The organism is Flavobacterium sp. (genome assembly GCF_041911335.1).
Taxonomy (GTDB): Bacteria; Bacteroidota; Bacteroidia; order Flavobacteriales; family Flavobacteriaceae; genus Flavobacterium.
This window is the reverse complement of the sequence record NZ_JAYRPD010000023.1, coordinates 1-13,711: the sequence shown is the minus strand read 5'-3', so window position 1 is coordinate 13,711 and position 13,711 is coordinate 1. Positions and strand designations below refer to the sequence as shown.

At 32.4% G+C, this 13,711-nt stretch carries 12 protein-coding genes; all 12 read left to right on the top strand.

All coding sequences use genetic code 11. The features are described from left to right. The first annotated feature begins 19 nt into the window (after positions 1-19). Positions 20-421, top strand: a complete 402-nt coding sequence (locus tag ACE3PD_RS02870) for an endonuclease domain-containing protein (protein ID WP_374399355.1) — start codon at positions 20-22, stop codon at positions 419-421. A gap of 59 nt (positions 422-480) precedes the next feature. Continuing rightward, a complete protein-coding gene (locus tag ACE3PD_RS02865) occupies positions 481-1,776 on the top strand; it encodes an amidohydrolase (RefSeq protein WP_374399353.1) in 1,296 nt (431 codons plus the stop codon). 141 nt (positions 1,777-1,917) lie between these two features. Continuing rightward, a complete protein-coding gene (locus tag ACE3PD_RS02860) occupies positions 1,918-2,712 on the top strand; it encodes a TrmH family RNA methyltransferase (RefSeq protein ID WP_374399351.1) in 795 nt (264 codons plus the stop codon). Positions 2,713-2,818: 106 nt separating this feature from the next. Beyond that, positions 2,819-5,038: a bifunctional (p)ppGpp synthetase/guanosine-3',5'-bis(diphosphate) 3'-pyrophosphohydrolase gene (locus tag ACE3PD_RS02855; RefSeq protein ID WP_374399349.1), complete on the top strand. Its 2,220-nt coding sequence runs from the start codon at positions 2,819-2,821 to the stop codon at positions 5,036-5,038. Between the two features lie 2 nt (positions 5,039-5,040). Then, on the top strand, positions 5,041-5,709 hold the full coding sequence (locus ACE3PD_RS02850) for a hypothetical protein (RefSeq protein ID WP_374399347.1): 669 nt from the start codon (positions 5,041-5,043) through the stop codon (positions 5,707-5,709). Positions 5,710-5,780: 71 nt separating this feature from the next. Further along, complete coding sequence (locus ACE3PD_RS02845) at positions 5,781-6,218, top strand: Fur family transcriptional regulator (RefSeq protein ID WP_374399345.1); 438 nt, start codon at positions 5,781-5,783, stop codon at positions 6,216-6,218. Between the two features lie 101 nt (positions 6,219-6,319). Beyond that, the gene (locus tag ACE3PD_RS02840) at positions 6,320-7,591 is read left to right on the top strand and encodes an adenylosuccinate synthase (RefSeq protein ID WP_374399343.1); all 1,272 of its coding nucleotides are present in this window, start codon (positions 6,320-6,322) and stop codon (positions 7,589-7,591) included. A 116-nt stretch (positions 7,592-7,707) separates the two neighbouring features. Then, positions 7,708-9,402 carry an OstA-like protein gene (locus ACE3PD_RS02835; RefSeq protein WP_374399341.1) on the top strand — a complete coding sequence of 565 codons (1,695 nt, stop codon included), beginning with the start codon at positions 7,708-7,710 and terminating at the stop codon, positions 9,400-9,402. A gap of 72 nt (positions 9,403-9,474) precedes the next feature. After that, entirely contained in the window at positions 9,475-10,665 is a 1,191-nt protein-coding gene (locus ACE3PD_RS02830) for an aspartate aminotransferase family protein (protein ID WP_374399339.1), read from the top strand. Between the two features lie 285 nt (positions 10,666-10,950). Further along, positions 10,951-12,345, top strand: a complete 1,395-nt coding sequence (locus ACE3PD_RS02825) for a tetratricopeptide repeat protein (RefSeq protein ID WP_374399337.1) — start codon at positions 10,951-10,953, stop codon at positions 12,343-12,345. A 57-nt stretch (positions 12,346-12,402) separates the two neighbouring features. Beyond that, the gene (locus tag ACE3PD_RS02820; protein ID WP_374399335.1) at positions 12,403-13,371 is read left to right on the top strand and encodes a DUF368 domain-containing protein; all 969 of its coding nucleotides are present in this window, start codon (positions 12,403-12,405) and stop codon (positions 13,369-13,371) included. 35 nt (positions 13,372-13,406) lie between these two features. Beyond that, positions 13,407-13,711, top strand: a 305-nt coding sequence (locus tag ACE3PD_RS02815) for a hypothetical protein (RefSeq protein WP_374399333.1), incomplete at its 3' end; no start/stop codon positions are given.

Sequence of the window (13,711 nt, the reverse complement as noted above, 5' to 3'; positions counted from 1 at the left end):
TTAGGGGTGTAAAAAGTTCATGAAAAACAAAATCATACCATATAAACCACACTTGAAAGATTTCGCAAGAGAACTAAGAAAAAACAGCACACTTAGCGAAGTGATTCTTTGGCAAAACATAAAAATGAAAGGATATTATTTTCAATTTCACAGACAAGTCCCAATGTTAGATTATATTGTTGATTTTTATTGTCATGAATTAATGTTAGCTATTGAAATTGATGGTGATAGTCACCTTTATAAATACGAATACGACAGATTTAGACAAGGTGAGTTAGAAAAATTAGGTGTTCATTTTTTAAGATTTAGTGATATTGATGTGAAACAAAACTTATTTTCCGTTTTACTATCATTGGAACAAGAAATCGAAAGATTGAAAACACCCCTAAAGTCCCCTCAAGGGGACAATCCTTCTAATTAAGTTTAGAGTTATACTTAGTTAGTTTTAATATTTCGAATAAAAATTAAAAAGATATATAAATGAAAAAAATAACATTCATTCTTTGTATTATTTCTTTGTTTGGGTTTGCTCAACAAACGCCAGCACCTAAACAAAGCAAATCGATTTTAATCTTAGGTGCCAAAGCGCATTTAGGAAACGGACAAGTAATTGAAAATAGTTTAATTTCAATTATGGATGGAAAAATTGCCAATATAGGCGATGCAACCGTAATGAAACCAGCCAAACACGATATTGTAATTGATGCTTCTGGAAAACATGTTTATCCAGGATTCATTGCTCCAAATTCAACATTAGGTTTAGTTGAAATTGATGCGGTAAGAGCTTCGGATGACGAAAGTGAAATTGGACAATTCAATCCACACGTGAGAAGTATTATTGCTTACAATGCTGAATCAAAATTAGTGGAAACAACACGTCCAAATGGCGTTTTATTAGCGCAAATTACACCTAGAGGCGGAAGAATTCCAGGAACATCTTCAATCGTTCAATTAGATGCTTGGAACTGGGAAGATGCTACTATTAAAAAAGATGATGGTATTCACTTAAACTGGCCAAGAAGTTACTCAAGAGCGGGTTGGTGGGCAGAACCAGGAGGAATTGAAATGAATAAAAATTACGATCCTCAAGTAAAAGCGATTCAAGAATATTTTGATAATGCTTTTGCTTATTTGGGAAGTAAAAATGCGAAAAAAGACATTCCTTTCGAAGCTATGAAAGGTTTACAAACAGGTGAAAAAACTTTATTTGTAAACGCAAATGGCGAAAAAGAAATCATTGATGCAGTTTTATTTAAAAAGAAAAATAACATCAAAAACATGACGATTGTTGGTGGTTATTATGCTTTTAAAGTTGCGAGTTTATTAAAAGAAAATAACGTTTCTGTTTTATTAAATCGCGTACATAGTTTGCCTTTATTAGAAGATGAAGACGTAAATTTACCATATAAAAACGCTAAATTATTAGTTGATGCAGGTGTTTTAGTTGGTTTACAAAATGCAGGTGATATGGAGCGTATGCAAACCAGAAACCTTCCTTTTTACGCAGGAACTTGTGCCGCTTGGGGATTAACAAAAGAACAAGCGCTACAATTAATCACTGGTAATTCCGCTAAGATTTTAGGAATTGACAACCTATATGGAACGTTAGAATCAGGTAAGAGCGCTACTTTATTTATTTCTGAAGGTGATGCTTTAGATATGAAAACCAATGTAATTTCATTCGCTTTCATCGATGGAAGACAAATTAGTTTAGAAAGTCATCACACCGAATTGTACGAACGTTATAAAGGAAAATTCGAACAACAAAAAAAATAACTTTTGCCACAAAGACTCAAAGCCACGAAGTAATTTAAACTTTGTGGCTTTTTTTATTAATTGAAAATAAGCTACAAAACAATATCTTTGTAAAAAAATTTGCGTCTTAGTGCCTTAGTGGCTAAACTTGAGTCTTAAAATATGAAACAAATCACCTCGGTTCAAAATCCGTTTATTAAATCGTTAGTTCAATTACAAGAAAAAGCAAAAGTTCGTAAACAAACGGGCACTTTTTTAATTGAAGGAAAACGCGAAATTGAATTGGCGTTAAAAGGTGGTTATGAATTAGAAACGATTTTATTTTTACCCGAAATCATTTCAGAAAGAGAAATAAAAAATCTTGTCAAATCGAGCGGAGTCGAGATAATCGAAATTTCAAAAGAAGTCTATCAAAAATTAGCGTATCGCGATACAACTGAAGGAATTTTAGCCATTGCCAAAACCAAATCACTAGCTTTGTCCGATTTAAAACTATCTAAAAATCCATTGATTTTAGTTGGTGAATCCTTAGAAAAACCCGGAAACGTTGGCGCTATTTTAAGAACGGCAGATGCCGCAAATATTGATGCCGTAATTATCGCCAATCCAAAAAGCGATTTATACAATCCAAATATCGTTCGATCTAGCGTTGGTTGTTTGTTTACCCGACAAATTGCCGTTGGAACTACGGATGAAGTAATCGCGTATTTAAAAGCAAATAACATTGATATTTATTCAGCTACTTTACAAGATTCAACGGAATATCACACGCAAAACTACACTACTCCAACTGCTTTAGTTGTGGGAACTGAAGCCACAGGTTTGTCCGAAAAATGGCGAACTGAAAGCACCAAAAACATTACCATTCCAATGCAAGGCGAAATCGATTCAATGAATGTTTCGGTTGCAGCAGCTATTTTACTATTTGAAGCTAAAAGACAAAGACAATTTCAATAGCAATTTCAAAATTCAACTTCAAATCTTTGTTCTTTATTCTTTTATCTATTTTCTCTCTTGCACAATTAGAAAAAATACTTTACTTTTAGTTGGTTAAAGAAAATGTATGACAGAGTTAGAATTAGAAGCCGAAAACAAAGCCATTGCGCAAGAATATAAAGAATTACTTCGCATCAGTTATCAAACCCTTACTGATGAAGACAAAAAAATCATCCGTAAAGCATTTGATGTAGCTGTTGATGCTCATAAAGACCAACGCAGAAAATCAGGCGAAGCTTATATTTTCCATCCCATTGCTGTGGCTAAAATTGTAGCTAGAGATATTGGTTTGGGAGCCACTTCTATTGCGGCTGCGTTGATGCACGATGTGGTGGAAGATACTGACATTACGGTTGAGGATATTGAAAAAATGTTCAATCCTAAAATTGCTCAGTTGGTGGAAGGTTTAACTAAAATTGCCAAAGTTAAAACCGATCAAGAGATTTCTGTTCAAGCAGAAAATTTCCGCAAAATGTTATTGACTTTGAACGATGATGTTCGGGTAATTCTAATCAAAATTGCTGACAGATTGCACAATATGCAAACTATGGGAAGCATGGTGGATTACAAACAAGCCAAAATTGCATCGGAAACCTTATACATTTATGCTCCTCTCGCCCATCGTTTGGGATTATATAACATCAAAACCCAGTTAGAAGATTTAGGATTAAAATATACCGAACCAGAAGTTTACAATGACATTGTAAGCAAAATCAAAGAAACTAAAGAAGAACAAGATGAGTATATCAAAGCAATTTCTGATGTTTTAAGCAAATCACTTAAAGAAGAAGGAATTGAATTTACTATAAAAGGTCGTCCAAAATCAATTTATTCTATTCGTAGAAAAATGAAAGCGCAAGGAGTTACTTTTGATGAAGTTTATGACAAATTTGCGCTTCGAATCATATATAAATCAAATCCGCACGATGAAAAATTCATTGCTTGGAAGATATATTCTGTAGTAACCGATCATTATCGTCCTTCTCCAAGTAGATTACGCGATTGGATTTCTTCACCAAAATCAACAGGTTATGAAGCCTTACACATTACGGTAATGGGACCAAAAGGACGTTGGGTTGAAATTCAAGTTCGCAGTGAGCGAATGGACGAAATTGCGGAAAAAGGCTACGCAGCGCATTACAAATACAAAAATGGCGCTACAGAAGAACACGGTTTGGAAATTTGGTTAAACCAATTGAAAGAAGCTTTAGAAAATTCCTCAAGTAATGCAGTTGATTTTGTAGAGGATTTCAAACTAAATTTATATGCCAAAGAAATTTATGTGTTCACTCCAAAAGGCGAAATCAAATCGTTACCAAAAGGGGCTACTTCGCTAGATTTTGCTTTCAGTATTCACTCTGAAATTGGGGTGAAAACAAGAGGAACAAGAGTAAACGGAAAATTAGTTCCATTAAACCATGTTTTAAATAGTGGTGATCAAGTAGAAATTATTACATCGGCAAATCAAAAACCAACTTCACAATGGTTAGATTATGTAACAACTTCGAGAGCAAAAAATAAAATTAAAAACGTTTTAAACGAAAACACAAAAAAGATTGCCGAAGAAGGAAAAGAAATTCTTACAAGAAAATTACGCCATTTAAAAATCACATTAAACGAAAATACAACCAACGAGTTAGTAAATTTCTTTAAACTACAAACTAGTTTAGATTTATATTATAGAACTGGCATTGGAGCAATTGAAAACCAACAATTAAAAGAATTCGCAGCTCAAAAAAGCAACACCTTAGTTAATTTCCTTAAGAAAACTATCAAGCGATCCCCTTCAAGTCAACCCGAACAAATTAATAAAAATGAAATTAGTAAAAAATATGACTTACTAGTTTTCGGTTCCGAACAAGATAAATTAGATTATAAACTTTCTACTTGTTGTAATCCAATACCAGGAGATGAAGTATTTGGATTTGTTACTATCAACGAAGGAATAAAAGTGCATCGAAAAGACTGTCCGAATGCCATTAGCATGCAATCCAATTATGCATATCGTATTATTCCAGCCAAATGGATTGACTCTTCACAAGAAGAATTCAAAGCTATTTTAAAAATTACCGGAATGGATATTTTAGGGCTTACAAACGACTTAACCAAAGTAATTTCGAGTCAAATGAACGTAAATATTCAGAGTATTTCCTTAAGTAGTGAAGCCGGAATTTTCAACGGACAAGTAGCTGTAGTAGTTCAAAACAACACCATCCTAAAAAAACTTATCGAAAACATCAAAAAAGTAGATGGAATTGATAAAGTGACTAGGGTTTATAATAATTAAGTATGAAGAAAATCTTATTATTTATACTACTTTTAACCACTAGCCTTTCAGCACAAACCACTAAAGTAAAGTATTGGTTAGACCCAGAAGGAAATGAATTTAAAGAGAAAGACATTAACATTATATCTGAACAATATCTAGATAACGCAATGGCATATAGAAAAACTATTGATAGTGGAATCGTGTATCAATTTAATGCTCCAAAATATTCTACTTATAAAGTTGACTACAAATTCGTTAAAGCTGAAATTGAAAAAATTACAAATCAAAAATATTCTAATTCGGCTATTTTTATGATTAAGTTTGATTATTTAGATGATTCTTGTGATGGCTTGTTTTCTAATACAATAGATAATGAAAAAATAAATTCAATCAAATACTACGATAGTCCTATAAAATTAAAGTTAGAACAAAAATCAGATCTGATATACTTATCTTTTTTCGAAGACAAAATTATTTTAAAAAACAAACCTAGAACTAAAAACGATTATTTTTTTTCAGACAAAAATCATTTTTTTAGAAACAATTTATTTCTTCATCCTACGATTTGCGGATCTTTTGGATTAATAAAACCTAATGGAGAAACTCTAATTAGAAACGGAGCCTACAGACTAGATTTAATGTTTGAACATTTAACACCTGAAATTTGGAATCTTTTTTTTCAACAATAAACGTTTGATAATTATTAAAAACGATATCAAAAAATAACACTATCTTTGCCCATATTTCATTTATCAATACGATGGAAAACAAAAATCAAGAAATTGTAAAGAACGTTTTTACTAAATTTTTAGAAGAAAAAGCACACCGTAAAACACCAGAACGCTACGCTATTCTTCAGGAAATTTACAATACCGAAGAACATTTTGATATCGAATCTTTATACATCAAAATGAAAAACAAGAACTACCGCGTAAGTAGAGCTACACTTTACAATACAATCGAACTTTTATTAGAATGTGGTTTGGTTCGTCGTCATCAGTTTGGACAAAACCAGGCACATTACGAAAAATCGTATTTTGATAAACAACACGATCACATTATTTTAACCGATTCTGGTGAAGTTATTGAATTTTGTGACCCAAGAATTCAACAAATAAAACAAACCATGGAAGAAATGTTTGGAATTGAAATCTCAAACCACTCGCTTTATTTCTATGGAACAAAAAAACAAGAATAATTGATAATTCAATAAATTAAAAAATGCGTACAGACAAGTCAATGACTTGTCTCTATCATAAAAACAATAACAACTAACTACAAATAATAAACAACAACACAATGACTGTAGATTTACTACTTGGATTACAATGGGGAGACGAAGGAAAAGGAAAAATCGTTGACGTTCTTACCTCAAAATATGATATTATTGCACGTTTTCAAGGTGGACCAAATGCGGGACACACTTTAGAATTCGACGGAATCAAACACGTTTTAAGAACGATTCCTTCAGGAATTTTCCACAAAAATGCAATTAATATCATTGGAAATGGAGTGGTAATCGACCCAGTAGTTTTTCAAAAAGAAATTGAAGGTTTAGCTAAATTCAACATGGATGTAACTGCTAAATTATTCATTTCTAGAAAAGCACACTTAATTTTACCAACACACCGTTTATTAGATGCCGCTTCTGAAGCATCAAAAGGAAAAGCAAAAATTGGTTCTACTTTGAAAGGAATTGGCCCAACTTACATGGACAAAACCGGAAGAAATGGACTTAGAGTTGGTGATATCGAATTAGAAGATTTCAAAGAAAGATACAGAACTTTAGCTGATAAGCATGAAGCAATGATTAAGTTCTACGATGTAGAATTACAATACAATCTAAAAGAAATGGAAGATGAGTTTTTTACAGCTGTAGAAGACTTGAAAAAATTAACTTTCATTGATAGCGAAGAATATTTAAACAAAGCGTTAAAAGAAGGAAAATCAATCTTGGCAGAAGGAGCACAAGGCTCTTTATTAGATGTTGATTTTGGAACATATCCATTTGTAACTTCTTCTAATACAACAGCTGCTGGTGCTTGTACAGGTTTAGGAATTGCTCCAAACAAAGTAAAAGACGTTTTCGGAATTTTCAAAGCATACACCACACGTGTAGGTAGCGGACCTTTCCCAACAGAAGATTTCGAAGAAGCTGGACAAACAATGGCTAAAGTAGGAAACGAATTTGGTTCTGTTACTGGACGCGCACGTCGTTGTGGTTGGTTAGATTTAGTAGCTTTAAAATATGCCGTTCAAGTTAATGGTGTAACGCAATTATACATGATGAAAGGCGACGTTCTTTCTGGATTTGACGCTTTACAAGTTTGTACTGCTTACAACTACAAAGGACAACAAATTAAACATTTACCATACAACATCGAACCTGAAAACGTAACGCCAATTTTCACTGAAATGAAAGGTTGGAAAGCAGATTTAACAGGAATGACAACCTATGATGAATTACCACAAGAATTAAAAGAATATATAGAATTCATTGAAAAAGAAGTGGAAGTTCCAATCAAAGTAATCTCGGTTGGACCAGACAGAAAACAAACGATAATGAAATAATTACTAAAAACGCTTTCGATGGAAAGCGTTTTTTTATGCTCTTAAATGATAAATTATTCTTAATTATCAATGGCTTTTCGAGTTTTTACTTAAATTTGGCTCAAAATAAATCCGACTTGAAAAACAAATTTTTATACATAGCCTTTTTATTGCTAACGATAACTTTTTCGACAGCACAAGAAAAGAAAAAAATCATAATTGAAAACTCTGATTTCGTAGACATGAATCAGACCGAAATTCCGGGTGCTATCGTATTCACTGGAAATGTTCGTATTATCCACAACGGAGTAAGAATGGTATGCAACAAAGCCTATCATTTTAAAGATGAAAATTACGTAAAAGCTTTCGGAAATGTTCAAATGAATCAAGGTGACACCATCACTATGAACAGTCGTTATGCGGAATATAATGGTGATAAAGAATTTGCTTTTGCAACAGGCGATGTTGTTTTACGTTCGCCTGAATCAACTTTAACAACAGATACTGTTTATTTCGATAAGAAAAACCAACAAGCTTTTTACAATTCTTATGGTACAATTCGCAATAAAGAAAATACTTTGACAAGTAAATCAGGTAGATATTATGTGGATCAAAAAAAATACAAATTTACAACAGCGGTAACCGTTACCAATCCTGAAAGCACTATCAAAACTAATAATTTAGATTTTTACGAAAATTCAGGGCATGCTTATGTTTTTGGACCATCAACTATTCACAACAAAGGAAACGTAATTTACACCGAGAATGGTTTTTATGATACTAAAAACAACATTAGTAAATTATCCAAAAATTCCAAAATAACACTCGACAATAAAATTATCGAAGGTGATGACTTGTATTATGACCGAAATAAGAATTATTCAAGAGGAATTAATAACGTAAAAATTACCGATACCGTTAACAAAGTTATTGCTACTGGTCATTATGCGGAATTGTACCGAAATGCCGAAACCAAAAAAGACTCTATGATTTTAACTAAAAGAGCTTTAGTAAAAACTTTGGTAGAAAAAGACACTATGTACATGCATGGTAAAAAAATCATTGTTTCAGGTCCGCAAGAAGATCGTGTTATTCGTGCTTTTAACAATGTTCGCTTTTACAAAAGCGATATGAGTGGAAAATGCGATTCGCTTCATTCCAATAACAAAACACAGTTGACTAAAATGATTGGAAAACCTATTCTTTGGAACAATGAAAACCAAATGACTGGTGACATCATGCACTTAATTGGAAATAATGAAACACAAAAATTAGATTCATTAAAAGTACTTAATAACGCCTTTATAATTCAAAAAGATAGTCTCAGTAAAAATGGTTACAACCAAATAAAAGGACAAAATTTGTATGGAAAATTTGTGGATAGCAAACTAAAAGAAGTTGATGTCATAAAGAATGCCGAAGTCATTTATTACATGTACAACGATGCCAATGAGTTTATTGGAATCAACAAAACGGTTTGTAGTAGAATCAACTTGGAATTAGAGGAAAACAAAATCGATGCAATAACTTTCTTTACTAAAACCGATAGTCATATTTATCCAGAAGCCGATTTTCCTGAAAACGCTCGAAAACTTCGAGGTTTCTTATGGCGCGGCGATGAACGGATTTTAAGTAAAGACGATATTTTCCCAGCTGAAGAAATTGCTTTAGACGATAAAATTCAAATCGAAGCTAAAAAGAAAGCTATTGCTGCTGAAAAACCAATGGAAATCCAAAAAGAAACATTGGAATACGACGACAATAAAAAAGCCGAAGAAAAGAAAACTGAGAAAAAAGCAACATCAAAAAAGAAAACAACCCCAAAAAAATAATCAATTAAATGGTTAAAGAAATTAACTCATTTTCAGTTAAACAATTTAACACATTAACGATTCTACAATAAAATGATTGAAGATTTTTTTAAATACCAAGCACAAACCTCACCTCACCCACTAGCTATGGAAATTTCCCATGCTGAGGGTTCTTATATTTATGATACCGATGGTAATGCATATTTAGATATGGTTGCTGGAGTTTCAGCAAACACATTAGGACATCAACCACAACGCGTGAATGATGCCATCAAAAAACAATTAGACACCTATTCACATATCATGGTGTATGGCGAATATGCCCAACATCCAGCAACTGAATTATGTAAATTGTTAGCAAAACATCTTCCCTACCCGCTTACGAAAACCTATTTAGTAAATTCAGGAACGGAAGCAATTGAAGGTGCTTTAAAATTAGCTCGAAGAGTTACAGGAAGAAGTCAGTTGATTTCATGTCACAACGCTTATCATGGCAATACTATGGGAAGCATGAGTGTGATGGGATTTGAAGAACGCAAACAAATTTTTCGTCCATTAATCCCTGATGTGGATTTTATTACGTTTAATAGTGAAGCAGATTTAGAAAAAATCACTACTAGAACTGCTGGAGTTTTATTAGAAACGATTCAAGGTGGTGCTGGTTTTATTGAACCGAAAAACGATTTTCTTAAAAAAGTACGCCAACGTTGCAACGAAGTGGGTGCTATTATGATATTAGACGAAATCCAACCTGGATTTGGTCGTACCGGAAAACTTTTTGGATTTCAAAACTACGATGTTATTCCTGATGTGGTAGTTATGGGAAAAGGAATGGGAGGCGGAATGCCTGTTGGCGCTTTTACCGCATCAGCAGAAATGATGGATTTACTAAGTCATGATCCAAAATTGGGTCATATTACCACTTTTGGCGGACATCCTGTCATAGCGGCAGCGAGTTTGGCAACATTACAAGAAATAACGGAAACCAATTTAATGGCTGAAACTTTTGAAAAAGAACAACTTTTCAAGAAGCTTTTAGTGCATCCATTAATCAAGGAAATTCGCGGTCGAGGGCTTATGTTAGCAGCGATGACAGACTCACCTGAGATTACAAATGAAGTAATTTTACGCTGTCATAAAAGAGGTGTCATTTTATTCTGGCTCCTTTTCGAAGGTTGCGCTGTTCGAATTACTCCGCCATTAACCATTAGTAATGAAGAAATTACAAAAGGATGTGGCATTATTATTGAGGTATTAAATGAGATAGAAAAAGAAATGAAGTAGGAAGTTAGGAGTTAGAAGATGGGAGTTGGGAGTTTTATCATTATTTTTCATTTAGATTAACTTGAATTTGTTTTACACAGAGATTCGCAGAGTTTTTTTTGATTTTGATTATGTTGATAAGAGATGCACAGAGCGTTTCACTTATTAAATTTGAAATTGATTTTTGACCTTGCTCTTGCCCTTGCAAATTGTTAATTAAATTGTTTAAAACAATTCGCCCCCAAAACCACTACCCCAATATTATTCCTTAATTTTAATAAGGATAAAATCATAAAACGAAGCGCTATGAATTTGAGTCACGAAGAAGAAGAAAACAGCTTGTCCTTATCTAAATTTGAATCGATGTTAAAAACCAACAAAGTTTTTTTCTTTGATTCAGAAGAATTTGAAGATATTATTCTTCATTATATGGATACTGGCCGATTGAATTTGGCTAAAAGAGCGCTTAAATTAGGTTTAGAACAACATCCAAAATCTACTGGATTAAAATTAGTTCAGGTAGAAATGTTGGTTTACGAAGACAAACTCGAAATTGCTGAAAAGTTACTAAACGAGTTGTACGCTATTGAACCAACTAACGAAGAAATCTACATTCAAAAAGCTAATATTTACTCAAAAAGAGACGAACATGAAAAGGCTATTTCTTTTCTGAAAATCGCTTTGAAATATACTGATGATTATGCTGACGTTTATTCTATGATTGGAATGGAATATCTGTTCATGGATAATTTAGAAATGGCTAAAGAAAATTTCATCAAATGTTTAGATGAAGATACTGAAGATTACTCAGCACTTTACAACGTGGTCTATTGTTTTGATTTCTTAGATCAGAATGAAGATGCCATTGTTTATCTAAACAAATTCATTGATAAAAATCCGTATAGTGAAGTGGCTTGGCATCAGTTAGGTCGCCAATATTATGCGTTGAAAAACTACGAAAAAGCAGTTTGGGCTTTCGATTATGCAACTTTAATTGACGAAACCTTCTTAGGAGCGTACATGGAGAAAGCAAAATCGTATGAAAAGCTAAAAAAATATCAAGAAGCAATTGATTGCTATAACGTTGCATTAGAGTTAGACGATCCTTCTTCTTTTGTATTACTTCGTGTAGCAAAATGTTACGAGCGTTTAGAAAATACAGAATTTGCTTTAAATTATTACCTAAAAACAGTTCACGAAGATCCGTTGTTAGACAAAGGTTGGATTGCGATTACTGATTTTTACATTCGTCAAAAAAACTATCAAAAAGCTTTGTATTACGTTAACAAAGCGATTGGAATTGATGGTGATAATTCGTTATATTGGAAACGTTTTGCGGCGGTAAATAGTGCGTTACATTTCTTTGAAGAAGCAGAATATGGTTACCGAAAAGCATTTGAATGTGGCGACATCAATTTAGATACGTTCACGCTTTGGACTGACGTTTTACAATATTTAGGCGAATTTGAAACTGCTATTGAAATTCTTTTAGAAGCTAGTAATGTTTTACCAGATGAATACGAAATTGAGTACCGATTGGCTGGATTGTATTTTCTGATAGACGATGTTACTAAAGGAAATCTTCACCTAATAAACGGAATGAAATTAGAACCAAAACACCTAACTTTGTTTCAAGAATTATTCCCAGTTGTTTGGGAAAGAACAGAAGTACAAAATATGATATTAAAATTTAAAAAATAGAGAATTAACAACCCTTAATCCATTCCAAAGTAGCGATGCTTTGGAATTTTTATTGCAATGAGAAAACTATTTCCTGATTATTTGATTATTACACTTAAAGGTTTAGCCATGGGTGCTGCCGATGTTGTTCCTGGTGTTTCTGGAGGAACTATTGCTTTTATTTCTGGAATTTATCAAGAATTGATCGATAGCATTAATAATGTTAATGTTTCAGCACTAAAAACACTAAAAAAAGACGGATTAAAAGCTGCTTGGGAGCAAGTAAACGGTAGTTTTTTATTGGCTTTATTAACCGGAATCGGAATTAGTATTTTGACTTTTTCTAAAGTGATTACCCATTTACTAGAAACCCAACCTATCTTAGTTTGGTCCTTCTTTTTTGGATTAATTATTGCAAGTATTACCTTAATTTGGAAAGAAATCACAAGCTGGAAACTAGTTGATATATTATTTTTACTAATCGGAATTACGGTTTCGTATTACATTACCATTGCACGACCAGTAAGTTCTCCTGATAGTTATTGGTATTTATTTTTATCGGGATTTATAGCCATTATCGCAATGATTTTACCTGGAATTTCAGGTGCTTTTATTTTGCTTTTGATGGGTTCTTATGAAACGGTTATTGGAACTATCAATACTTTCAGAGAAGGTTTAACTACTGCTAATTCAGAAATTCTAATTTCAGCTTTACTAAAATTAGGCGTTTTCGCTGTTGGAGCTATAATCGGATTAAAATCATTCTCCAAAATATTACATTGGATGTTTGAACATCATAAAAACACTACTTTAACTTTGTTAGTAGGATTTATGGTGGGCTCGTTAAACAAAGTTTGGCCTTGGAAAGAAGTTTTAGAAACCAGAATCAATAGTCATGGCGAAGTTGTGCCTTATATTGACAAAAGTATTTTACCTCAAAATTTTGATGGTGATCCAAAAATTGTAATGGCAATTGTATTAGCAATTTTAGGATTTGTATTGATTTTTGGAATGGAAAAAATGGCAAGTAAATTAGGAAAAAACTAATATCTCATTCAAAATCTGTAAATTATATTTAAGAAATGAATAAATCTATAAAAGTAAGAGCTAACTTAAAATTAGTATTAGTTTTTAGTTTTTTTAGTGTATTTCTTTTTGGAATACTTTCATTTCATATGTTTAATAGATTTATCGAAGAATCTAGAACAAAATTTGATTTCCCAACTTTCTTAGTACTTTCATTTTTTATTATTCTTCTTTTTTCAACTTCTCTTTTTGTACTTAACTTTTTTTCAAATATTGAAATTAATGAGGACGAAATAATAATACGAAAAGTGTTTTCTAAAAAGCATATAAAAATTACAAACATTAAAAATATAGTTATTTC